Raw genomic sequence first — 26,353 nt, forward strand, 5'->3', positions numbered from 1 at the left:
CCATCGGTATACCACTCTCTTGAAACAAACGCACATACTTGCGCACTGTGTTGCGGGATAGCTCAAAGGTCGCGCTGATACCTTTTATCCCCATCCCCATTGCATAGCAATGAAGAATGTTTGCTAACTTTGTTGTCATTGTAATTTTAGCTTTAACCCATCGACCAGGACGGGAATCTAAATTACATAAAAATCCCCTGTTGGTTTATATTCCGACAGGGGACATTTTTATTTTGGCGAAAAGGGTCAAACATATTTTGGTACATGGGGGCAATTTAGACTGGCACGAGGGGGCAACGCTCACTGGATTTTCCAGTTGCGTTTATGCTTGCAAAGTCAAAAAACGGTCTGAGATCTTAATATAAATCGGTACTTTAATAGAGACTATAAAATACCGATTCGAACTTCACTATTTATACTATATGGAATACGATATACTTAAATTTCGATTTCCTTACCCTGATAGAAATCAAGGATCTTACTTCTGAACACAAAATCGTACTTAGCCTGTAACTGTTCCGATTTACTGCTTATCAGCTTGGTTTGCGACTCGCTGTACTCAAAAACACTGGTCTTTCCTATTTGATAACGTTCCTCAGCATATTTAAAAGATTCCAATGCTGCATCATATGCTTTTTCAGTTGAGATATATTTAGCCTGAGCCGACACTGCATTCTGATACGCCTGCTGTATTTCTTTATAAAGAGCAAGTTTTACATTATCAAGATTAAGTTCCTGATTCTCGATATTCAATCGAGCCTGACGAACCTGATTGCGAACCTCAAACCTATTAAATATAGGAATAGACAGGCTGAATCCTATATACTCACTACCGTTATTATTAAACTGATTCTTGAAACTTACATTATCTGTATTATAAACTCTCTGAAATGCCGTACTATATCCTAAATTAAAGCTTAGTGTAGGCCAATACCCCGATTGTGCGACCTTTAGATTTTTCTTACTGCTTTCGACATTAAAGGCTGCCTCTTTCACATGTGGTTTGATATCCAATGCCCGTTGATATACCTCATCCGGACGCATCAAGCCCGCAAGCACATTATCAGCCAACTGAACACCTTCTACATCTGGAGCTTCTACATCAAAGCCTTCCGCCGATTGTAAGTTTAAAGCCTGAGCCAGATTAAGCAAACTGTTTTTCAGATCATTATCCGAGGTTGTTACATTCAGTTGGTCCTTTGCCAATTGAGCCTTAATATCATACAATTGAGACAATGCCACTTTCCCACTTTCAACCAGAATACTTGTACGTTCTTCTTGTTTTTGTGTCAAGGTAACCTGCTCTTCATACACCTTCAATATTTCTTTTTTGAAAAGCACATCCAGAAAATAGGAAGTTATCTGCAACTCCATATTCTCTTTTGCTTTTTTCAAACCTTCGGTTGCAGCCAAAAGATCAAATTCCTTCGCTTTTATATCATTGGTAATCTTAAAACCTGTAAACAAAGGAGTCGACGAAGAAATACTTATGGAAGTATTAGCCATGTTAGTTGCCATATAACCATTTGTTGACGGAGATATAGCACGCCCGAAGTTAAATGTATGGCTAACAGAACTGTTTAAATTAGGGAGGCGACTGTTTTTACTTGTATTCAAGTCTACCTCTGCTCCTTTTACCTTCAATTCTTCCTGTTTGATTTCTATATTATTCTTCACTGCATAATCGATACATTGCCTCAACGACCATGTAGTTTGGGCTCCTGCTCCTATAGTGCAGAATATCAAACAAGCTGCTACAAAATATTTTCTCATGACTTTACTTTTTTTGTTCTTCCGATTCGGTATTCGGCTTATCACTCTTCTCATTTCCTCTGATCTTATCTCCTTTTTTCAATCCCGATTTCACTTCGATATTGATACCATTAGACAGACCCAATGTGACATATTTTTTATCGAATACCTGCTTCGGCTGTTCTTCTTTCAGCGTATATACAAAAGCAGAGTCGTTACTGAACGAAACACAACTTTCGGGTATCGTCAATACTTTATTTGCCTTTGCAAAGATGATCTGAGCATTGGCACTATAACCTGCACGGATATCAATAGTATCTTTGATCTGTGCAGCAGCCTTTATTTCAAATAATATAGCTCCGTTTTCTTCCACTCCTTTAGGAGCAACATATTCTAACTGAGCATCAAATTTTTTGCCGTCAACCGCACCGATAGATAATTTTATAGGCATTCCTACACGTATACGACCAACTTCGGTCTCATCCACTTTTCCTATAAATATCATATCATTCATATTGGCAACAGTAGCTATGGTAGTACCATCATTGAATGTATTTGCCTGAATAACCGAATTTCCCACTTTTATAGGCACATCCAGAATCATACCATCTATTGTAGAGCGTACCTGTGTATTACTGAACTTGGCAGTAACTTTTGACACCCCGGTTTTGATAATATCCAGATTATTTTTTGCATTTTCGGTATCTTCCACAGCTTTTTTATATGTAGTTTCCGACTGCTCCATTTCTTCTCGGGCAATCACCCCTTTAGCGAATAACTGCTTCTGGCGTTCGTATTCGTTCTTTGCCTGAGCCAGATTGATTTTAGCCACACTCAATTGTGACTCCCCTGCACTCAATTGCGATGACTCCGGTACAACCTGTATCTTTGCTATTACCTCTCCGGCTTTCACAAAATCGCCCGCTTCCTTAAGTACCTCAGTTACAATACCCGATATCTGAGGCTTAATCAGTACTTCATCTCGAGGCGATACTTTTCCGGTTGCTACAGTAGAGCTTTCCAGATCTCCTTCCTGCACCTCCACTATATCATACACCGTTTCTTTAGGCTGACTCTTTTGCCATAGGAAATAAAAAAAACCTACGAAAATCACTCCCAGTAAAGTAAGTCCTATAATGCTGAAAACCTTCTTTACAACACTTTTCTTTTTTCTACCTTGTTCCATATTCTATTTTGATATTTATTTCTCTTTTCAAGGTCTGAGACCTATTTTATTGTTTTGGCAAGGAAAACACACCCAGCCTGTCTAAACTACAAACGCCATTAAATACTATCCAACAATAACTTATCCCTAAAAGGTAACAAAAGTTACACACAAATTGTCCATTTTTCATTGTTACTTTATGTCTCCACGCCCTCATTATCTAATGTATAGATAAAAAACTACTCTTCTCTGATAGCATCTATCGCTTTAATGCTTAATGCCCTCATCGCCGGTATCAGACCTGCTAATAATCCGGAGAAAATTAAGATAGAGATAGAGATCATCGCAGTACCAAAAGAAACGAAGGGTGGAATAAAGATCATTCCATCATCGGGCATACCTTGCATTCCCATATTGATAATTTCCAAAATACCTGCACCTAAAAACAGGCCTCCGAAACCGGCAATAAAAGTAAGAACAAAACTTTCACTCATCACCTGAATCAAAATAGCAATCGGTTTTGCCCCGAGCGCACGTCTCACTCCTATTTCCCTTGTACGTTCCCTGACGGTTACAAGCATAATATTACTTACCCCGATAATACCCGACATCAAAGTACCGATACCGACAAACCAGATCAGCCAGCGAATGCCAAGAAACAGATTGACAAAGGTTTTAAACTCCTGTTCCATATTAAAGCTTCGGGATGCCTTCTCGTCATTGGGTGCTATATTATGGTTTTTCTTTATAATATCTTTTATCTGCTTTTCTATCGCAGTAACCGGCACATCAGCTTTTGCTGTTGCAGACATAAAATAAATAGTATCTCCTTTATTGAATGTTTTTTGCATAGTTGTAAAGGGCAGATAAACTGATGTCTTGGCATCCCCTCCTACCTGAGCCTGAGAATTGGGACGAATCACGCCCACCACCTGAAAATAAATTCCGTTTACACGAATATACTCGCCAACCGGATTCTGATCTTTCTCGAAAAGGTTTTCAGCGACAGTACGCCCGACAAGAGCCACTTTACTCTCATTTTTTGCGTCCAAATCATTAAATAAACGTCCGTGAATGACAGTTTGTGTCTGTATTCTGAAATGCTCCGGATAGACACCCGTTACCTGAGCTCCGGTAGACTTCCGTCCCCAGACAACGTTTTTCGCTGAACTTTCACCGAATAACATAGGCGACACGTCTTCTACTCCTTTAACCTGAGCTTTAATCGTTTCCACATCCTTTCCGTTCATTACCCAGTTCCGTCCTTTTCTGAAACCTTTATATGGTTCACTTGTTGCGTTTGTCCAGAAAAAACATGAATTGGTAGCAAATCCTTTTACACTCTTCATAACTCCACCTTCGAAAGCATTGCCGATACCCACCAGAAGAACAAGCATCAGTATTCCCCAAAACACCCCGAAACCGGTCATTATACTTCTGACCTTATTTGCGGTGATGGTATTCCATATTTCCTGCCACTTATCTAAATCAAACATATTTTTCGTTTTCTATTTTTTATAAAAAGATCTGCCTCTTACTCAGCTCTCATAGCCTCGATAGGGCTTATACGTATTGCTTTTATCGCAGGAATACTTCCGGCTATCACTCCGGCAACAATAAGTATACCGGTAGAAATCATCACAATCCCTAAATCGACCGAAGGATTCTTAAATACCGTAGGGCCGGTGTCTGAAGCGGCAGAAGCAGCACTCTCCATTCCATGATTGATCAGCTCCATCAGTCCTATACCGAACATCATACCTACATAACCGAAAATTGTGGTTATTACGATAGATTCCAGCAGTACCAGATTCAATACCGATATCGGACTTGCTCCTATCGCTTTACGAATACCAAATTCTTTTGTCCGTTCCCTGACAGTTATCAGCATAATATTACCAATACCGACAATACCGGATATCAGCGAACAAATACCAATAATCCATATGACGAATGTTATTCCATTTAATATATTTTCGGTTTGAGCAACATCTTCAGCCGTATTCCATATAGATATGGCAGCTTCGTCCTCCGGATCGAAATGGTGAAGCGCACCGAGTTTCGCTCTCAGTTCTTTTATGAACGCTTCATTCTGCTCTACCGTGGTCAAGCCTTTAATCGTAAAGTCGAGCCTATCCGTTCCATAATTTTTACTGTAAATGGATTGCGCTGTGGAAAAAGGAATGTACGATGGGATATTAGTCCGTCCCGTATTATCTTTATACACACCTATAACCATATAAGACACTTCTTTGGCTATCACAAATTTTCCGAGAGGATCTGTATTAGGAAACAGAATATCTGCTATCTCGGTATTTATCACAATCACTTTTCGCCGCTTCACAATATCAAGGTCATTGATAAAGCGACCTTTTCCGGTCGACATATCTATACTATTTATATATGAAGCATCCGGATGTACACCCAGCATATTCCACGTACCGTAATTATTGCCATTGGACAATATGGAACTGTGGTATATCTGCCCCGACACATGGTCTACTCCCGGTATTTTATATCTGAGCATATCCAGATCCTTATCATCAAACTTGACAACCCTATCGAGCGGCAGCCCCTCGAAGGGTTTGGATGTAGATCCCGGCCATACGCTGACTGCGTTCTTGGCTCTCCTCGAAAAATTCGAAGTGATACCATTCTTCAGTCCGTTACCGGCTCCAAGCAAAGCGATCAGAATGAATATCCCCCAAGCAATAGAAAAGCCTGTAAGGAAAGTTCTTAATTTATTTTTCTTTATCGTGGAACCTATCTCCCGTAGTGAGTCAAAATCTAACATAGATTTAAATATTTACCCGTTTACTGATTTAATCAAAAGGTCTGAGACCTTATTTCTTTACCTCTATCGAACCTATTATACCATCTTTGATATGAATAATCCGATCCGTAGCATCCGCCACGGCCTGTTCGTGTGTTACAATAATCATGGTAATGCCATCTATTGTATTTACCTGACGCAAAATATCCATCACCTCCTGAGATGTTTTACTGTCCAGAGCTCCGGTTGGCTCATCAGCAAGAATGATCTGGGGCTGGGCAATCAATGCCCGGGCAATGGCAACACGCTGTTTCTGCCCTCCGGATAATTCATTCGGCAAGTGTTCGGCTCTGTCTGCCAACCCCATCTTATCGAGATATTCCATTGCCAGCAAATTACGTTTTTTACGGCTTACTCCCTGATAATATAGAGGTAAGGCTACATTCTCCATCGCATTCTTAAACGTTATCAGATTGAATGACTGAAAGATGAAACCGATCTTCTTATTTCTCAGTTCGGCAGCTCTGGTTTCACTGAGGTTTTTTATCAACACATTATCTAGATAATACTCGCCAGTATCATATGTATCAAGTATTCCCAGAATATTCAACAAGGTAGATTTACCAGAACCGGAAGATCCCATTATCGAGATAAATTCACTCCTGTCTATTTGCAGATCAATTCCTTTTAATACATGAAGCGGTGCGCCTCCGTAGTAGGTTTTATTCAGATTTTTTATCGTTATCACTTTTCCTTATTTATAGATGTTCGTGAACTTTATCAACAGATATTTCCCTATATGTCTAAAAACAAATAGAAATATCACACATTGTTGATTATTTTTTCGAGATATTTTACAATTGTTTATTAAATAGACAACCAATGGGTTCATTAGGTTACAAAAAAACAGCATTATTTTTAAAAATGCTTTGCAATATAATAAAAAGGTCTGAAACATTTAATTAAGATAATTTCTCTTTCATGCTCCGATTTTCGCATTATCTTTGTAATAGTTTTCCGAAGGGAAATTTATCTATAAATACTTATTTTTCTTTAAGTACACTGCAATGACAGAAGCGTTAAAGCATGAATGCGGGATCGCAATGATCCGTTTATTAAAACCACTTGAGTATTATCAGGAAAAATACGGCACGTGGCGATATGGACTGAACAAGCTGTATCTGCTGATGGAAAAACAACACAACCGAGGGCAGGAAGGCGCAGGATTAGCTGTTGTAAAGCTAGATGCAACCCCAGGCAACGAATTTATATTCAGAGAAAGAGCTACCGGCTCGGGCGCTATATCCGAAATATTCGGGAATGTTCTGGGCAACTACGAAAAAATACCATCCGATAAATTGAATGATCCGGCTTATGCAAAATCTAATTTGCCATTCGCCGGTGAACTTTTTTTAGGACACCTCAGGTACAGCACAACCGGAAAAAGCGGGATATCGTACGTACACCCGTTCATGAGACGAAACAACTGGGCTTCCCGAAACCTTGCTCTAGCGGGAAACTTCAATATGACCAATGTTGATGAAATATTCGCCGATCTGGTTAAAGAAGGACAACATCCACGCGACTATGCCGATACATTCGTTCTTCTCGAGTCACTAGGACATCATCTAGACAGGGAAGTTCAATACCAATTCGATAAATACGGAAAAGAAACCGGAGTAAAAGGACAGGAATTAAACGATATAATAGAAAAGAATCTGGACATCCCCTTTATGCTTCGCAGTGCCAGCAAAAACTGGGATGGAGGATTTGTTATCGGCGGGCTGATAGGCTGCGGAGATTCTTTCGTATTTCGCGACCCATGGGGAATACGTCCGGCGTTTTACTATATGGATGACGAAATAGCAATGGTAGCATCCGAACGGCCTGTTATCCAGACAACTCTTAACATGGACGTTGCCGATATTAAAGAATTACCTGCCGGACAAGCCATTGTCGTAAAAAAAGACGGCTCGGTATTATTCCCTCAGATCATGGAACGAAAAGAAAACTATGCTCCATGTTCTTTCGAACGCATTTATTTTTCCAGAGGTTCCGATGCTGACATATACAGAGAACGGAAAGAACTGGGAACACTCCTTCTTCCGGATATACTGAAATCAATCGATTCCGACCTTCGTAACACTGTATTCTCTTTTGTACCCAATACTGCCGAAGTAGCCTTTTACGGAATGGCACAAGGACTCGAAAACTATATGCAGCAAGTAAGGTTCCGCAAAATAAAGGAAAAAGAAGACAATATAACAGACGAAGATCTGGCTCGCATACTGGCAATGAAAGTCCGTACTGAGAAAGTTGTCATCAAAGATATCAAACTACGTACTTTTATTGCTGAAGATAAGGGAAGAGACGACCTTGCCGCTCACGTATATGATGTGACATACGACTCGATACGTCCGTATGAAGATAACCTTGTGGTGATTGACGATAGTATTGTCAGAGGAACAACTTTGAAGCAAAGTATTATAAAAATGCTTGACAGACTTCATCCTAAAAAAATCGTGATCGTATCTTCTTCTCCTCAAATACGATATCCGGACTGCTACGGGATAGACATGTCAAGAATGAGCGAATTCGCGGCATTCAGAGCAGCAATCGAATTGTTAAAAGACCGAGGTATGAAAAATCTTATAGATGAAGTATACCGCAAGTCGCTTGAGCAAAAAGATAAACCAAAAGAAGAGATTATCAATTACGTAAAAGAAATATACGCACCTTTTACCGACGAAGAAATATCCGGCAAGATGGCAGAAATGCTGACTCCTGCAGGCACCGAGGCCAAGGTAGAGATAGTGTTCCAAAGCATCGAGAATCTACATAAAGCGTGCCCTAATAACAACGGTGACTGGTATTTCTCAGGAGACTATCCTACTCCCGGAGGAAACAGAATGGTAAATACTGCATTTCTGAATTACATAGAAGGTATAGACAAAAGATCATATTAAAGAATCATTCTGCTTAAGGCTTTGCCAAGCAGGATAGCAACAGCCTGTTAAAACAGGGAAGCACTTCTTTCATTTTATGTATTATGAAACAAAAAGAATCCGCAGTATCTTATATACATACAGACTGCGGTTCTTTTTTTAACTTATATATAATACGAATTTCGTTCTAAATCTCTATTTTTGTAGTTAGCAATCAACAAAAAATAATTATCTTTGTTGAAGGATTCTCGAAATTCGCCCGCATTACTAAAACGCTATTATTCATGAAGGTATTAGTTCTCAATGGTCCAAATCTCAATCTTTTGGGAAAACGTGAACCGACTATATATGGTAATACTTCGTTCGAAGAATATTACCATGATTTAGTGTCGGCTTACCAGACCTCTTGCGAATTATTTTACTATCAATCAAACCACGAGGGATCATTGATAGATAAACTACATGAAGTTGGTTTTGAATACGACGGTATTGTCCTCAATGCCGGAGCATACACCCATACATCCATTGCATTACACGATGCGATAAAAGCTATAACCACTCCCGTAATAGAAGTACATATCTCGAATATACATACACGTGAAGAGTTCAGACATAAGTCGATGATAGCACCTGCGTGTAAAGGCTCGGTTGTGGGATTAGGATTGGAATCTTACAAATTGGCGATTGAATACTTTGTACGGAATGCAAATTAATTTAGGCTTCGTCCTCTTTATAATAAAGAGCATCGATAACTTTCGACATTATCGTTGTCTTTAGCCAGAGAAAAAAAATGGAAACAGGTCAGAGACCTTATTAGAATTTACTATTACATAATATATTAAAAACTAGTTTTATGTTTAAGAAAACGAAAATTGTTGCAACAATCTCAGACATGCGTTGTGATGTTGATTTCATCAAATCGCTATATGCTGAAGGAATCAACGTTGTGAGAATGAATTCAGCTCACATGACTGAAGAAGGTTTTGTTCAGGTTATCAACAACGTACGTGCAGTGTCTAACACTATTGGTATCATGATGGATACTAAAGGACCTGAAATCCGTACTACTGCAACAGAAAGCGGTGAGAAAATTGTTGTTAAAACAGGAGATAAACTTAAAGTTATCGGTGATATCAATGTAAAATCGACTCCTGAACAAGTTTCTGTTTCATACCCAAGTATCGTTAAAGACGTGCCTGTAGGAAACGTTCTTCTTATCGATGATGGTGAAACTGCACTTAAAGTCGTAGAAAAAACAAACGATTATCTTCTTGTAGAAGTTCAAAATGACGGAACTATCGGTAGCCGCAAGAGCGTTAATATACCGGGAGTAAGCATTCAGTTACCTTCTATTACAGAAAAAGATAAAAAATGTATCGAAATAGCAATCAAATACGGAGCTGACTTTATCGCTCACTCATTCGTGAGACATAAAGGAGACGTGTTGGATGTACAAAAAATACTTGACGCTCATAACAGCAACATCAAGATTATCGCTAAAATCGAAAATCAGGAAGGTGTTGACAATATCGACGAAATCTATGAACACGCTTATGGCGTAATGGTTGCTCGTGGAGACTTGGGTATCGAAGTTCCTCAGGAAAACATCCCAGGAATCCAACGTCTGCTTATCCGTAAAGCTATCGAATACAAAAAACCGGTTATCGTTGCTACACAAATGTTGCACACTATGATCGAAAATCCACGTCCTACACGCGCAGAAGTTGCCGATATCGCAAATGCTGTATATTACGGAACTGACGCTGTGATGTTGAGTGGTGAAACCGCATATGGTAAATATCCGGTAGAAGCTGTTCGCACAATGGCTCAGGTAGCTCGTGCTGCAGAAATCTCTAAATTGGAAGAAAAAGATATCCCTGTACCTTTCAAAGATTCAGAATACGACAGAACTTCATTCCTTGCTAAACAAGCCGTTAAGTCTTGCAGCCAGTTAGGAGTTAAAGCAATTATCACTGACAGTGTTACAGGCCGTACAGCTCGTACTCTTGCTGCATTCCGCAGCAAAAGCCCAGTTTACGCATTCTGCAGCAATGTAGAAACTGCTCGTCAACTTTCTGTTTGCTACGGTGTATCAGCTCATTTCCAAGAAGATACCGGTTACACAACAAACAAACACAAAGAGTACTTCCTGAAAGCAATGAAAAAACTTGCTGAAGCTAAAGCTCTTCATGCTGACGATTTCGTGACTTACCTTAGCGGTTCATTCACTGACGGTAAAGGCGGAACTTCATTCCTTGAAATAGAAAAAGTAGGAAGCGTACTTGAAGCAGGTGACAAATATTTCGTTCCTGTTGAGTAATCAGAATTCTTTAGGAAAATCTTATATTTGGAAGTGGTAATTAATTATTACCACTTCTTTTTTATGTATCTAAGATTAATATGACCGATTCAATAGAAGAGTATATACTCCAACATATAGACGAAGAAGGCGACCTTCTAAAAAATCTGAACAGAGACGCTCATGTCAACCTGCTACGTCCGAGAATGCTATCGGGACATTTACAGGGACGGTTACTAAAAATGTTTTGCCGTTTGGTTCAGCCCAAAAGAATACTCGAAATAGGAACTTACACCGGATACGCAACGCTTTGTCTGGCAGAAGGAGCTCCCGATGATGCAGAGATACACACATTAGAGGTCAACGACGAATTGGAAGACTTCATCATGAAACACCTCCATAAATCGAAACTCGAAGATAAAATTCATCTGCACATAGGTGATGCCCTGGAGATTATTCCGACTCTGAACGAAACGTTCGATCTGGTATTTATTGATGCCAATAAACGTCACTACTGTCAGTATTATGATCTTATATTCGACAAAGTAAGACCGGGCGGATTGATAATAGCCGACAACACCCTCTGGGATGGTAAAGTTCTGGAGACACCGCATCATACTGATAAACAAACAATAGGCATACAAGAGTTTAACAACATGATAGCAAAAGACAACCGAATAGAAAAGGTAATATTACCGATGAGAGACGGATTGACTTTGATTTGGAAAAAATAAAGGTCTCAGACCTTTTTATTGAGTACTCAAGCAGAACAACAGCAAATGATTATTGTTTCGAAATACATCATAAAATACGTTCTATTACTTACTGATAAAATAGATTTGTATCTTTGTCTTTCGAATACAAGATTCTCCACTGAGAGAATCAACATTAATACCCAATAATAAATGGAAACAACAAGACAACAAAAAATAAACAGGCTGATACAAAAAGAGCTCGGCGAAATATTTCTTTTACAGACCAAAGGCATGCAAGGGATACTTGTATCTGTAAGTGCGGTAAGGATAAGTCCCGACCTAAGTATAGCCAAAGCATATCTGAGTATTTTCCCGTCAGAAAAAGGAAAAGAACTTTTGACTAATATCAAAGCAAATGTAAAAGCCTTGAGGTTCGACCTTGGCCAGAGGTTAGGAAAACAACTCCGCATCATACCCGAATTGGCTTTTTATCTTGATGATTCACTGGATTATCTTGAGAATATAGACCGTCTCTTAAATAATGATAATAAGAACGAAGATAAAGAGTGAACCTTTCCTTCTACATAGCTAAACGCTACCTGTTTTCTAAAAAATCGCATAACGCAATCAATATTATATCCATGATATCGATATGCGGAATAGCAATTGCGACTATGGCTATGGTATGTACTCTATCTATATTCAATGGGTTTACGAAACTGGTGTCAGACTCTTTCAGTATAATGGATCCGGATTTGCAGATAATTCCGGCAAAAGGTAAAGTATTTGACGCATCATCCGCTATTTTTCAAAAGATTAAAAAATTGCCGGAAGTAGCCGTTGTGTCTGAAACTGTTGAAGACAACGCTCTAGTAAAATACGGAGAGCGCCAAGATCCGGTTCTTATCAAAGGTGTGTCGGATCAATTCAAAGAAATGGTCGATACAAAAAGATTAGTTACAAGTGGAGAATTCAGTCTCCGTGAAGGCGATGTCGATTTTTGTGTTGCAGGTATCGGGGTAGCTATCAACTTAGGTTTAAGAACGGACAACATTACTCCAATCGAGATTTATTCGCCAAAGCGCGACGTAAAAATACAGCTGGCCAATCCCGCGAATGCATTTACCACAGCATATACCTATCCGGCAGGAGTATTTACTCTGAATCAAGCTAAATACGATGATCAGATTATACTTGTTTCTTTAGACCTTGCCCGTGAATTATTCAGATATAACAATGAAGTGACCTCGCTCGACATCAAACTAAAAGAGAATGTATCGGCGAACGATGCAGAATCAAAAATTCAGAAACAACTGGGAGATAACTTCATAGTAAAAAATAGGTTTGAACAACAGGCCGACTCTTTCCGTATGGTTAATATCGAAAAATGGGTTACCTTTCTCATTTTGTCCTTTATTCTTATCATCGCGGTCTTTAATGTTGTAAGTTCTTTATCGATGCTTATACTTGACAAAAGTGCAGATATAGATATCCTTCGGAATATGGGAGCCGAAAACAACCTTATCACCCGTATCTTTAAAATTGAAGGATGGCTCATATCCATGTCGGGAGCAATAGCCGGCATTGTTATAGGATTGGTATTATGCCTTATTCAACAGCACTTCGGAATACTTAAATTAGGACAGACTCCCGGAGCATTCATTGTCGATTCATATCCTGTGGAAGTTATTTTCACGGATATTCTATTCGTATTTATTACAGTAAGCATTATAGGAGGACTAATTGTTTTATATCCGGTCAACAACTTAAAGAAGCGGCTAAAACAGCATCAATAGTTACATAATCACAGTTTACACAGCTTACTGCAAAGTTCAACCAACAATTAAGATTACATTTTGTTTACTTTGATGTTAAAAAAAATTTAATTTTTTATTTTTTTGAATTATCTTTGTGTTGTACGAAAAACCAGATATCTACATTTATAGGATTCTACATATATGAAGAATAATTTTTTCGATCGATTTGTTCCAAAAGAAAACAAATTTTTTCCTCTACTAAGCCAAATGGCTGATGTGATTTTATCAGCATCCGAATTGATTATCGCTTGCGTACAAGCAAAAAATCATACAGAAGCAGTAGAGCTCTACAAAAAAGTAAAAGATCAGGAACGCAGAGGCGATAAACTACAAGCCAAGATCTTTGAAGAGTTAAACAACACCTTTATCACTCCATTCGACAGAGAGGACATTAATGCATTGTCAAACACAATGGATGATGTGACAGACCACATCAACAGTTGTGCAAAAAGAATTATGCTGTACAGCCCCAAAGTAATGCCCGAAAGTGCAAGATTGTTAGCTCAATTGGTAAGAGAATCAGCCGAATGCCTCACCAAAGCGATAGACGAATTGGATGTATTGAAAAAGACTCCGGCAACTGTAACCGAATATTGTTCGAAGCTACATGAAATAGAGTCAAAAGCAGATGATGTATATGAACATTTCCTTATAGACTTATTCGAAAACGAAAAAGATGCTATAGAGGTTATCAAACTGAAAGACATCTTGCATGAGCTCGAAAAAGCAACAGATACGCAAGAAGCTGTAGGTAAGATTATAAAAACTATCATCATCAAATATTCATAAAAAAGCGGATCGATGACATTACTTATAATTATAATAATCCTCGCGCTCATTTTTGACTTCATAAATGGTTTTCACGATGCGGCCAATTCAGTGGCAACGGTAGTTTCGACAAAAGTTCTTACACCCCGTCAAGCTGTACTATGGGCTGCATTTTTTAATTTCGTGGCACTCTTCATTGCTAAATATATTATTGGAGAATTTGGTATTGCTGATACTGTGGCGAAAACTGTAGAACCTCAATTCATCACATCTCATGTTGTTATTGCAGGGTTAATAGCTGCTATCGCATGGAACCTTATCACTTGGTGGTTTGGTATCCCTTCATCCTCTTCTCATACTCTGATCGGAGGATTTGCCGGAGCCGGAATCGCAGGATTCGGACTTCAGGCTGTACACCTTGATACAGTAGGCGTGATTATCCTATTCATATTTGTTGCACCGCTGATCGGTATTGTCGGAGGTAATATTATCACACTTTTGACTTTGCACATTGCAAGGAAAATCAAACCTTGCAAAGCTGACAAATGGTTCAAAAGGCTTCAATTGCTATCTTCCGCTATGCTTAGTATAGGCCACGGGCTGAACGATTCTCAAAAAGTTATGGGTATTATTGCAGTTGCTCTTATAGCGGCAACCAAAGCAGATCCCAATATCCATCATTTCTTTTACACCACAGACATTAATAAGGATCTCCACTTTTGGGTTCCTGTAGCCTGTTTCACGGCAATTGCAATTGGAACAATGGCGGGAGGTTTCAAAATCATGAAAACAATGGGTAACAAAATTACCAAGATCACCCCATTGGAAGGTTTTTGCTCTCAAGTGGCAGGTGCTACCACATTATTTATTACCGAAAAACTACATGTACCTGTTAGTACAACACATGTTATCACCGGTAGTATCATTGGTGTAGGATCTGTAAAACGTCTTGCGGCTGTCCGTTGGGGCGTAACCAAAGACTTGTTGATGGCATGGATAATAACAATCCCCATAAGTGCCGCAATGGCGGGAGGTATTTACTGGGTCTTAGGCTTTATAATCTAAGATTACAAACGTTCTCATTTTTTGGGGGAAGCAATCAACCAAAAACCGATATCACTTATTTAACTTTAAGATATTGAATAACAGCAAGGCATGGTTCTTGCTGTTTGTGTATTTATACGTAACTTTGTATACTTAAGGTCTCAGACCTTTTATTGACTTACGAGCATAACAGCAAGAGCAGGTTATCGCTTTAAAATAGATCATCAAATACTTTCTGTTACTTAGTAGTACGCACATGAAATTCAATATAACATCAGCATATAAACCAACCGGAGACCAGCCTGCTGCGATAAAGTCGCTAGTAGAAGGGGTTGAAGGCCATATTCCGTTCCAAACCTTATTGGGGGTTACAGGATCAGGTAAAACATTTACCGTCGCAAATGTTATCAATCAGATCAATAAACCGACATTAGTTTTGAGCCACAACAAAACTCTGGCGGCACAACTATATAGCGAGTTTAAAGGTTTCTTTCCTGATAATTCCGTTGAATACTTCGTATCATATTATGATTACTATCAACCCGAAGCATATCTCCCATCCACTAATACATATATAGAAAAAGATTTGTCTATAAACGAAGAAATAGAAAAACTTCGTTTATCAACCACATCCGCTTTACTATCAGGTCGTAAAGACATTGTAGTAGTATCGTCTGTATCCTGTCTGTATGGCATGGGCAACCCCGAAGACTTCAAAAGCAATACAATATTAGTTTCTAAAAAGAAAAAACTCGATAGAGATAACTTTCTCCGTTCTCTTGTTGATTGCCTTTATTCCCGTAACGAAGTTGAATTCGAACATGGAAACTTCAGAGTAAAAGGTGATACTGTGGATATTTATCTCGCATACGCCGAGATTATCATCCGTGTTATGTTTTGGGATGAAGATATTGAGTCGATAGAAAGTATCGATCCTCAAAGTGGAGTAAAACTGGAATCGTTCGATGAATACCGCATTTATCCCGCAAATCTCTTTGTTACAACCAAAGAGCGAATAAACCGCGCTATTGATGAAATACAAATAGATCTGGGCAGGCAGGTTGACTTTTTTCAGTCTATCGGTAAGCCATTGGAGGCTAAGCGGCTTTATGAAAGGGTTACTTACGATGTAGAAATGATACGGGAAGTAGGGCACTGTTCGGGTATAGAAAACTATTCGAGATACTTTGACAACCGACCTCCGGGAACACGCCCTTTCTGCTTGCTGGACTTCTTTCCGGACGATTTCCTTATTGTGATAGATGAAAGCCACGTTACACTCCCTCAGATCAGAGCCATGTACGGCGGCGACCACTCACGGAAAGAGAACCTTGTGGAATACGGATTCAGATTACCTGCTGCAATAGATAACAGACCTTTGAAATTCGAAGAATTCGAAGCTCTTGCAAAGCAGGTTATATATGTGAGTGCAACACCTACCGACTATGAGCTCATACAATCGGAGGGTGTTGTGGTGGAACAATTGATACGTCCAACAGGACTATTAGATCCCCCGATTGATGTCAGACCAAGTCTTAACCAGATTGACGATCTGATGGAAGAGATCCAAATCAGGATAGAAAAAGACGAGCGGACTTTGGTCACAACCCTTACCAAACGTATGGCTGAAGAGCTGACCTCGTATTTGACAAATAACGGAATAAGGTGTAACTACATTCACTCCGATGTTGAAACTTTAGACCGTGTGCAGATCATGGACGACCTGCGTAACGGATTATTTGATGTACTTATAGGTGTCAATCTTTTGCGTGAGGGACTAGATCTGCCCGAAGTCTCCCTTGTTGCAATACTGGATGCCGATAAGGAAGGATTCTTACGTTCTCATCGTTCTCTGACCCAAACAGTAGGGCGTGCTGCGCGTAATGTTAATGGCCGTGTTATATTTTATGCAGATAAAATGACCGACAGTATGCAATTAACCATAAATGAAACTAATCGCAGACGAGAAATACAGATAGCATATAATACAGAACACGGTATAACTCCCCAACAGATAAGAAAAGCCAAAGGATCGGCTCTGAACCTGAGAGGATCGGATGGAGAATCGAAAGCCTACATTGAACCTGAACGTATTTCTATCGCAGCTGAACCGAAAGGGACATATACATACCAGAGTATAGACGACTTGAAAGAGGCGATTGTGAAGATGAAAAAAATGATGTCGGAAGCCGCTAAGAAACTTGAATTTCTCGAAGCTGCCCAATACCGGGACGAGCTTATCAAGCTGGAGGATACTCTATATGAACGGACAAAGAAAAAAGGCAGATTAATATAATCTGCCTTTTTGTTTACTATCGAATAAATCGTCTGCCCTACTCTTTTAGAGCACTTTCTTCTGCATTGTACACCGATGCAGTATAGCCCAGCTTCTCAAATGCTTTCTGAAGGTTACCTACATTTGTCTTTTGAGGATTAAAAACAACCATCACAGTCTTTTTCGGAAGATCGACTTTCATGTCCGATACTCCTTTTTCAAAAGCGATATTCTTTTCTATCCTCTTTTTACAGTTTTCGCATGTCATAGACACATTAAAGACGACCTCTTCTTTATTCTTTTTCTGGTCTTTTTTGTTTTGAGCATCTACATTCAGACTTAAAGCTGAAAAGCAGACCATGAGCAATAAAACTATTCTTGTTTTCATATTTATATATATTAAATATCTATTTATTTCCCGATGTTATATCTAAACCCAACATAAAATTTACGGCCTTGAGTAGGTCCCCAAACCATTGTTCCGTCAAAATCCGATCCATATGGGTTATCCGCTGAAATTACAGGATTCTTTTGTGTAAAATCCCCCAGATTTTCGCCTCCGAGGTACACACTCCAATTTCGGAAAAATTTAGTTATCTGGGCATTCATTATTACAAAAGATTTATAATTCTTATCCCAGAGCGGATTATTCGCATCGGGAGTCGGCATCCGTCCACTTCCACTAAACTGAGTGGTGAAATCAAATTGCCACTTTCTCAAAGGAGTCTCGTACGAAGCTGTAGCCAAAGCTTTGTAACGACTGGTTAGCGGTTTGCGCATTTCTTTTCCTTTGTAATTTATCCTCGAATCCATCCACCGGTAAGAAGCCAATAAATTAAATCCTCTGAAAACCGGATATGAGGCTTCTACCTGTATTACATGTGCATCAGACTTTCCGTTTAAGTTATAAAAGCTTACAGCATGCGGATCCGAATCGACATCCATAATTACTTGTCTCGAAAAATCGGTGTAGAACCATTCTCCCGATAATGTCAATTCTTCTCCATTCAATGGAATATGGAAAGAAGTACTTACTCCATAATTCCATGCACTCTCTTGCTTCAGGTTATCGGCAATATGAATGGTACGGCTGCTCGCAAGCATATAACTATTTTCAGACAAAGCAAATACCGAACGGTAGCCTTTACCTGCCGATAACCTCACCTGCATCCACGATGCCGGATCATACTTAATGTGCAAGCGTGGAGTTACAAACCAATTATACAAGGTACTATAATCTGCACGTATCCCAGCCAGAACCGATAGTTTGTCACTCAGACTCAATGTATATTGAGCATAAGCTCCCGACACAGATTCACGTGCGGGCTGATTTCCCATATCCAATCGGGGAATATCTATTGTTTCGGTATATTTATCCCAATTATAACTCAAACCTGTACTCAGTTTATGCATTGGTGAAAAGTCTCTTTCATACATTAATGAAGCATATACATTAGTCTCATACAGATTATAAAGGCTCGATGCATAATTCGACTTCTGATCGTGGTATGAACCAGAAAGAATCAAAGCCACACTCTCATTTTTCTCCGGATTAATGATATATCCATTCTTGGTAAATACCTCTCCCCTATTGGTATAATTGGCTATCTGATAAGGATTATACATTTGCCCTTCTTTCATCGTATGGTCTGTCTGTCCGCTGATACGCTCGTCATTAATGAACTTTACTCCCGATTGTGAGATAAATTTATCAGTCTGGTAATGCCATCTGTTCATCAGATTAATCTGATGTTTTTTCGGCATATCCAGAAAACCGTCACCATTATCGTCGTGCCCTTTTTCTTCATTCGAATAATGAGCAAAAATACCTGTCGATAGTTTATCATTGACCTTGATAGCAGCATCTGCATTTCCCTCGATCCGGCTTGCGTCACTCAGAAATAAGTTCAAGCTCAAGGGATCGGCTGTTGTCGGTTTCTTGTATTCGACATTTACCTGTCCCGATATTGATTCATATCCATTTTTTACAGATGCAGCACCTTTCGATATCTGTATGCTTTCCATCCATGGTCCGGGAATATAATCCAATCCATAAAGTTTTGCAGCTCCTCTAAAATTCGGGTAATTCTCGGTCAGCATTTGTATATAATTTCCTGATATGCCTAACAATTGTATCTGCTTAGCTCCGGTTACCGCATCACTATAAGACACATCTACCGAAGGATTTGTCTCAAAACTCTCAGCTAGATTACAACAAGCGGCACGGGTAAGTTCCTTTGCCGTAACTTTTTCTGTTTTGAGCAATTCTGTTCGGGAAGATATTCGACCTGCCACCGATTTTGTAACAACTACTTCTCCCAGATTTGTATTTTCTTCCAGCCTGATTTTTTGTAATTCGGTAAATTCATGAATATGAGTCACCTTCTCCGAATATCCAATATAAGTCACAACAAGCATATGATCCTGATGGGGAGTTCCTTTTATTTCAAAATATCCATCCTCATTTGTAACAACACTCTTTTTAGAATTGAGCCAATGTATCTGGGCTCCGATTATAGGGGTTTCATCTGCTGCATATACGTAGCCCTTTAGTATTGAAGTTGTGGCTCCTGCACCTAATACAGACACCAATAATAACAATATAATAAGTTTGATTTCTTTCATTTTAATACAATCGTTTGATAAGGTCAAGGTCACAGACCTTTTTATTACTCAGGTAAGTATATATGCAGCCGATAATTATTACCGAATAGTACTGCATAACAATACTTACAATTGACAATAGCCCATAACAGGCAAGTAAAAGAACTATGCAAAATCAATTGCACAGTGTATCAAAAGGCGTATTAAAATCAAATTATAAGAATGCGGATCAGGGATAGATAATCCCTTGGGGGAAGAGTTTTTTGCTCTACAACTTCAGGCTGCATATACTTGTCATTTATTGACAAGTATAGAGAACCACTATTACTAAATGAAATAATAGTCCACACCATCGCATTAGATAAACTATGCTTAAAGGTTGTATTATTGAGATCTATAGATAAACGCTCTTTTTTACAGCATTCAGATTTATCTTTATCTGCATGATGGCTATCACAAGCAAGGCTCTCACTATTTGTTTTTTCACTGCAACAATTGTCGGGCATCTTCATAAGGCCAGAATGCTGCACACAATTTCCCGTTGATTCTGACAAGGATAATAAGCTATCGGCACACTTCGAACAACATAAATCGACAATAGTAACGCCTGCTCCGACAAAAAATATTGCCGCAGCCAAAAATAAAATTACTATGTGATTTACTTTTTTCTTCATCTGCCAATTAAGAGAATACAAAGATGTAGAACGTCTTTATAAAAAACAAATTATTGATCTTCTTTTAGCTTCAAATACCAGAAAGTATTTAATGATATATTTTTAGTTTATAACAGACTTGGATTATTTTTCTTCCCAAGGGCAACGTTTAAAGCAGTGAGAGCAGAGTCAGGTGTTTGATGCAATAAACGACTAATGAATTGAATAAATAAGCCTGACACCTACTTTTCTTATCAACGAGTAAAATATTCATAAAATCACCATAACCTCACATTATTATACTTCGCCTGATTATTCAGACCCTAAATAAGTTCGGATATAAAGAAAATTATTACTTTTAGAAGCATAAGGTCTCAGACTTATTTATTGACCGTACAAGCATAACAGCAAGAGCAGGTTATCGCTTTAAATACGTCATTAAATACTTTCTGGTACTTATTTTAAATAATCCTTGAGATATTTCGGGGACTTATTAACCCATCAATCAACACTTATAAATAGGGATAACTATTTTCACCTGAGATTAACATGTACATGTATGAAAGTCTTTAATGAATATCTAAACCTTGAGGGTATAGACCGAATCAAACAGTTATTTTTAGAAAACGGGACTGTTGAAGAATATAAGAAAAACAGTTTTTTCATTCAACAGGGACAATTGCAAAAAAAAGCAGGCTTTATACCGAAAGGCAGTTTCCGCTATCTGAGGTACACACAACAAGAAAAAGAGCAAGTTGTAGGATATAGTTTCGAAGACGACTTTGTCACCAGTTATGCCGCATTTCAAAGACAAATGCCGTCCGCAGCTTCTGCACAAGCAATAAAAGACAGCATAGTGTACTCACTCACATATGATGATCTGAATACTTTTTTCAGAGAGCAAGATTTCGAAAACCTAAGGGCACAAATAGCCGAAGCATTTTTGTCTGATATATACGGTCGGATGTTGTCGCTCTATTGCGATACACCCGAACAAAGATACACTCAGTTATTACAGCGTTACCCTCAAATTATTAATGAAGTAAATCTGAAGGAAATAGCATCCTTCATAAAAGTAGCACCGGAAACTTTAAGCAGAATTAGAAAGAAAATCTCTTCCCTTTGAATTCCTTGATTTAGATCAAGAGTTTTTATTCCAGATATACATATATTTGTATATAGCCTATTAAAACAGGCTGATTATCGGAATAAAACATACTAGATACATAACAACACTCAATAACTGTATCAAACAGTTTTTTCTACTTAGCACAATGCACTATATTGCAAACATGGAACCGGAATATAGACATTTCGGTTCCATATTTTGAACCGAAAACAGGCTCTATCTTTTGCCAACAACAGCATTAGTATATATGTCCAATAAATGGTTTATCTGTATTTCCAGATTAAATTTCGACTCAAATAATTTTCGAGATCCCCATCCTAAATCTTTTAGTAACTTTTGTTCCTGATCAGCAACCAATTCTACAATTTTATCCACAAACACATTTGTATCTAGATCTAATAAAAAACCATTGACATTATCCTCTACACAATCGATATTCCCTACAACTTTTGATGCAATAATAGGCTTACCTAACGACATAGCTTCTACAATAGCAAGGGGCAATCCTTCGTATAGAGAAGTTGATAAATACAAATCGGAAGAATTGACATATTTCAATATTTCTTTTTGCTCGAGCCAAGGAATCAGTTCAATCCGATCTTCTAATCTGTTTTCTTTAATGATATTCTGAATATCATTAAGAAATGGAGAATAATGACCGACTCCAAGTATCATAAACTTCACATTTGGGCATTGAGAAATAACGTTTTTGGCTACTTCGGCCAGAAATAAGGAGTTTTTTTGATACGAAGGGCGCCCGATAGTACAAATCATAATAGGTTGACCATTATCCTGCTTACTATCTTTTTCAGGTATATTCTTTGCGGCATCAGGTACAGAATTAGTCCAAATCAGTACTCTATCGGGTTTATAATGAGCAACAGTTTGTGCGAGCTCCGCTTCTGATGCAGAACAGGCCAATATGTATGCATTAAATTTAGTATATCTCTCAATTGCAGAAAACAACGATCTTCCTAAGGAACCCTGACTGGATAAAAAGGAGAAAGCATGTGGCGTATAAAATGTTTTTTTACGAAGAATAAAACCGATCAGCCGCCCGACCATTCCACCCTTGGCGCTGTGGCAATGAATAACATCGGGCTTTTCTTTTATAACTATGCGAAGAGTCTGAAAAACACAAAGTATATCTCTCCATCCGATACTCCGATACATCGCAACCTGACACTCTTTGATAGCCTTTCCATTCTTGAGAATAGGCTTTGAGTTATCCTTTTTCCCTCTCACTACAACATACTCGAATTCGGTGTCAGCATAAATTATCGTATTACGAATATAAATATCCAAACCACCGATCATCTGTCCTATATGCAATATTTTCATCAGACCTGTATTTATATATAAATAAAAATTGAGTAATTCTTCTAATAAAGTGAAGAGAAATAACGTTTTAATTTCGTCATCAGCAGTTGCCGTTCGATTTAATTATGACACATTTATATGGGCAACCCAATGAAGCAATACACCCTTGAGGTGAGTTAATAACTATACCGTTCTGACTTTCTAAAATTATCAAATAATGCTGTTCGAAGACTCCTCCAAAATCACATTACAGATAAACACCATAACACATTTTGTTACTTTTCGCTTAATATTTTCATTCAGGATTTTCTGCTGAATATTAGAATCCGGAGTCAGATTAAAATATTTTATCAGATTAGCAATGTAAAGTATTTTTTTAGGTTGATAACTCTAAAATCCGGATGTCCGTTGATTACTAAAGAAGTATATGATTTTCTGTGAATATAGGGCTGTACACATCCAATTTAGAATGACAGTAACTCTCGATATTCATTCAATCTCTTTCGTTTTCATGTTAATTAACGCAAATAGTAATATATTGTTCAAATTACATATATTTTTTTCATTCTGATGATTATCTTCTCAATCTAAAACATCACAGTTCAATTCAGAAAATAAAAAGATCACAAACCTTGCGATGACTACATCAAAATGATCCAGATAAAAGATAAATGTTGTTTTTTTGATAAATAAAATTTATATAGACCAGAGAGCTTTTCTCAGAAAAAATATGAAACACACCTTAAGCAAAAAAAGAACAACGAACTATAATCAAACAAGTTAACATCACAAGTCTGAAGTTATCAAATCGTATACAAATTTAATAAAGAAGCTGAAATTTGATATTTTCGAATAGAAACGAAACCACATTATTAGAATAAGTAAAAAACAAGGCGAACATTTTTTCGGCAAGAGTTGTTATATCGGCAGTTACACAATTTTCGAGAGACTATTGAAAAACATTAGTTCTTAGAAATAATTTACATAACTTATTTCTGTAACTTTTATTTGTCATTGCTCACATATTAATTTGGTAGAGACTATATTTTATCTGCATTGTTTTAAAATATACGAATCTTTTAAGTGGTTACTATATTAAATAGAGTGGTATAATCAACTGGACTTATAGCAAAATCAGTGGAATGGCTATAAGGATACGTGTCGTAATATGATTGTTTTAGAATTCGGAAGGAAACTTAATAAAACCTGTCCTTTTTCGTTAGTTTTGACTAATTTATTGTCATGACTAAGATTAAGCACTAAAGTGTCAGAATACTTCCGTAAAGTGGTTAAATTAAAAAAAATCTGAAATTATTGATTACTCCCCCAATTTATCTTTTTCTGAAAGAGGTGTTTAAACAAAATACACCCATTTTAGAATAGTAAATTAGAACAGTATAAAACCTAGTATCAAATAATATTATTTTATGATTAGAGAAAAGAATAAAGGTTTTCTGGATCTTCATTCGACTCACAAGGTATAACATATACAATGAGTTATTAGATAATCATTATTATTCAAATTCAGTAGTAATTATATATTTCTCTGATTTTTAATACAAAGTTTATGAGCCAGACGGATTCTTTATCCAATAACAAGAGAATAGCAAAAAATACGCTGTTGCTTTATTTCCGTATGATTATTATTATGGGAGTACAGCTCTACACTGTAAGGGTTATTCTAAATACACTGGGCAGTTCGGACTATGGTCTTTACAATGTAGTTGGTGGAGTTGTCACTATGTTTGCTTTCTTAAGCAGTACCATGGCAACGGCTTCTCAGCGTTATTTTGCCTATGAGATCGGAAAAGGAAATAAAGACCAGTTGCAAAAGACGTTTAGTATGACACTCTTGATTTACTGTATGATTGGGGTAATCATCCTATTACTGGCCGAAACCATCGGACTCTGGTTTTTGAATAATAAAATGACCATTCCACCGGATCGCATAGCTGCAGCCAATTGGGTATATCAGTTTGCAATTCTTTCGTTTATATTAACCATGTTTCAGGTTCCTTACAATGCGATGGTTATCGCTCATGAGCGAATGAATATATTTGCATATGTAAGTATTTTAGAAGTTTCAATGAAACTTCTTATTGTATATCTCCTTATAATTCTACCACATGACAAATTAATAACGTATGCAATCCTTGGCTTTATCGTGACCTTCATTATCACATCTACCTACAAGATCTATTGTCTCCGAAATTTTACCGAAAGCCATTTCAAATACTATTGGAGTAAGCCTTTATTTAAAGAAATAACATCTTATTCGGGATGGAACTTATTTGGAGCAATGGCCAGTCTTATGAATAATCAAGGCATAAATATCATTCTTAATATATTTTTCGGACCTATTGTTAATGCCGCAAGAGCCATTGCTTTTCAGGTAAATACATCTTTAAACCAATTTGTGCAAAATTTTCTCACATCTACACGCCCACAGATAACGAAGTATTATGCACAGGGGCAGGTATTAAGTATGGTTAATATGACTCTAAGCGTTGCTAAATATTCTTTCTTTTTATTACTCCTAATATCGTTACCTCTATTGGTTTTCACTAAAGACATATTTGACTTGTGGCTATCATCATACCCTCAATATACAATACTATTCACCAGAATTATTATAATTACCACTCTGGTTGATTCTCTATCATATCCATTAATGGCTACATTTCAGGCAACAGGGCGTGTAAAGAAATATCAAATTATTGTTGGAGGAATAATCCTGTTCAATGTGCCGATATCTTATTTGGTATTCAAATATACAACATTAGATGCATCTGCCTGTTTATGGATTGTATTTTCGGTAAGTCTCATCTGTCTCTTAGTCAGACTAATCTTGCTCCAACAGCTTTTAAATATGGCTATTGTCAAATTATTCTTTCTAAGAGTAATTATACCTATTATTTCGGTGGGTTCAATAATGCTTTTAGCTAGTTACATGGTGAAAACTTATTATATAAGCTCATACAGTTATATACTAATCTCTTTGTCAATACTTATGGCAGTCTATATAGCATTATTATACTGTATTGGTCTGAGTGCAGAGGAAAAAAGTTTTTTAAAGAAAGCATTCGAAAAATTAAAGAATAAAGTAAAGTAATT

Annotated in this window: 20 protein-coding genes; 11 read left to right on the forward strand and 9 right to left on the reverse strand. The window is 37.7% G+C overall.

Annotated elements, in window-relative coordinates:
* Positions 1-438: 438 nt before the first annotated feature.
* From K322_RS0112340 to K322_RS0112360, 5 genes are all read right to left on the reverse strand, one after another.
* Positions 439-1,773 carry a TolC family protein gene (locus tag K322_RS0112340; RefSeq protein WP_026627175.1) on the reverse strand — a complete coding sequence of 445 codons (1,335 nt, stop codon included), beginning with the start codon at positions 1,771-1,773 and terminating at the stop codon, positions 439-441.
* Between the two features lie 4 nt (positions 1,774-1,777).
* Entirely contained in the window at positions 1,778-2,938 is a 1,161-nt protein-coding gene (locus K322_RS0112345; RefSeq protein WP_035332031.1) for an efflux RND transporter periplasmic adaptor subunit, read from the reverse strand.
* 218 nt (positions 2,939-3,156) lie between these two features.
* On the reverse strand, positions 3,157-4,413 hold the full coding sequence (locus K322_RS0112350; RefSeq protein ID WP_026627177.1) for an ABC transporter permease: 1,257 nt from the start codon (positions 4,411-4,413) through the stop codon (positions 3,157-3,159).
* 38 nt (positions 4,414-4,451) lie between these two features.
* Positions 4,452-5,711, reverse strand: a complete 1,260-nt coding sequence (locus tag K322_RS0112355; RefSeq protein WP_026627178.1) for an ABC transporter permease — start codon at positions 5,709-5,711, stop codon at positions 4,452-4,454.
* A 49-nt stretch (positions 5,712-5,760) separates the two neighbouring features.
* Positions 5,761-6,438, reverse strand: a complete 678-nt coding sequence (locus K322_RS0112360; RefSeq protein ID WP_026627179.1) for an ABC transporter ATP-binding protein — start codon at positions 6,436-6,438, stop codon at positions 5,761-5,763.
* 319 nt (positions 6,439-6,757) lie between these two features.
* Between K322_RS0112360 and K322_RS0112365 the strand changes: the two genes are divergently transcribed.
* From K322_RS0112365 to uvrB, 9 genes are all read left to right on the forward strand, one after another.
* Entirely contained in the window at positions 6,758-8,656 is a 1,899-nt protein-coding gene (locus K322_RS0112365; protein ID WP_026627180.1) for an amidophosphoribosyltransferase, read from the forward strand.
* Between the two features lie 263 nt (positions 8,657-8,919).
* A complete protein-coding gene (aroQ, locus tag K322_RS0112370; protein ID WP_026627181.1) occupies positions 8,920-9,348 on the forward strand; it encodes a type II 3-dehydroquinate dehydratase in 429 nt (142 codons plus the stop codon).
* A 140-nt stretch (positions 9,349-9,488) separates the two neighbouring features.
* Entirely contained in the window at positions 9,489-10,955 is a 1,467-nt protein-coding gene (gene pyk / locus K322_RS0112375; protein ID WP_026627182.1) for a pyruvate kinase, read from the forward strand.
* A gap of 80 nt (positions 10,956-11,035) precedes the next feature.
* The gene (locus K322_RS0112380; RefSeq protein ID WP_026627183.1) at positions 11,036-11,668 is read left to right on the forward strand and encodes an O-methyltransferase; all 633 of its coding nucleotides are present in this window, start codon (positions 11,036-11,038) and stop codon (positions 11,666-11,668) included.
* A 171-nt stretch (positions 11,669-11,839) separates the two neighbouring features.
* Entirely contained in the window at positions 11,840-12,199 is a 360-nt protein-coding gene (gene rbfA / locus K322_RS0112385; protein ID WP_026627184.1) for a 30S ribosome-binding factor RbfA, read from the forward strand.
* On the forward strand, positions 12,196-13,425 hold the full coding sequence (locus K322_RS0112390; RefSeq protein WP_026627185.1) for an ABC transporter permease: 1,230 nt from the start codon (positions 12,196-12,198) through the stop codon (positions 13,423-13,425). Before rbfA ends, K322_RS0112390 begins: the two co-directional genes overlap by 4 nt.
* A gap of 162 nt (positions 13,426-13,587) precedes the next feature.
* On the forward strand, positions 13,588-14,235 hold the full coding sequence (locus K322_RS0112395; RefSeq protein ID WP_026627186.1) for a DUF47 domain-containing protein: 648 nt from the start codon (positions 13,588-13,590) through the stop codon (positions 14,233-14,235).
* Positions 14,236-14,247: 12 nt separating this feature from the next.
* Entirely contained in the window at positions 14,248-15,279 is a 1,032-nt protein-coding gene (locus K322_RS0112400; RefSeq protein WP_026627187.1) for an inorganic phosphate transporter, read from the forward strand.
* Positions 15,280-15,514: 235 nt separating this feature from the next.
* A complete protein-coding gene (gene uvrB / locus K322_RS0112405; protein ID WP_026627188.1) occupies positions 15,515-17,554 on the forward strand; it encodes an excinuclease ABC subunit UvrB in 2,040 nt (679 codons plus the stop codon).
* A gap of 37 nt (positions 17,555-17,591) precedes the next feature.
* Here the strand turns inward: uvrB and K322_RS0112410 are convergent, their stop codons facing one another.
* From K322_RS0112410 to K322_RS0112420, 3 genes are all read right to left on the reverse strand, one after another.
* Complete coding sequence (locus K322_RS0112410) at positions 17,592-17,921, reverse strand: heavy-metal-associated domain-containing protein (protein WP_246037509.1); 330 nt, start codon at positions 17,919-17,921, stop codon at positions 17,592-17,594.
* Between the two features lie 23 nt (positions 17,922-17,944).
* The gene (locus K322_RS0112415; RefSeq protein ID WP_026627190.1) at positions 17,945-20,158 is read right to left on the reverse strand and encodes a TonB-dependent receptor; all 2,214 of its coding nucleotides are present in this window, start codon (positions 20,156-20,158) and stop codon (positions 17,945-17,947) included.
* Between the two features lie 188 nt (positions 20,159-20,346).
* Complete coding sequence (locus tag K322_RS0112420; RefSeq protein ID WP_026627191.1) at positions 20,347-20,811, reverse strand: hypothetical protein; 465 nt, start codon at positions 20,809-20,811, stop codon at positions 20,347-20,349.
* A gap of 538 nt (positions 20,812-21,349) precedes the next feature.
* Here K322_RS0112420 and K322_RS0112425 point away from each other — a divergent pair.
* Positions 21,350-21,916: a Crp/Fnr family transcriptional regulator gene (locus tag K322_RS0112425; RefSeq protein ID WP_026627192.1), complete on the forward strand. Its 567-nt coding sequence runs from the start codon at positions 21,350-21,352 to the stop codon at positions 21,914-21,916.
* Positions 21,917-22,135: 219 nt separating this feature from the next.
* On the opposite strand, the gene K322_RS20660 is transcribed toward K322_RS0112425, so the two are convergent.
* The gene (locus K322_RS20660) at positions 22,136-23,260 is read right to left on the reverse strand and encodes a glycosyltransferase (RefSeq protein ID WP_026627193.1); all 1,125 of its coding nucleotides are present in this window, start codon (positions 23,258-23,260) and stop codon (positions 22,136-22,138) included.
* Between the two features lie 1,546 nt (positions 23,261-24,806).
* Between K322_RS20660 and K322_RS0112435 the strand changes: the two genes are divergently transcribed.
* Positions 24,807-26,351 carry an MATE family efflux transporter gene (locus tag K322_RS0112435; RefSeq protein WP_026627194.1) on the forward strand — a complete coding sequence of 515 codons (1,545 nt, stop codon included), beginning with the start codon at positions 24,807-24,809 and terminating at the stop codon, positions 26,349-26,351.
* The last annotated feature ends 2 nt before the right edge of the window (positions 26,352-26,353 follow it).

The sequence above is a fragment of the Indolivaga capnocytophagoides DSM 22835 genome, from assembly GCF_000426485.1.
Classification (GTDB): Bacteria; Bacteroidota; Bacteroidia; order Bacteroidales; family Dysgonomonadaceae; genus Dysgonomonas_A; species Dysgonomonas_A capnocytophagoides.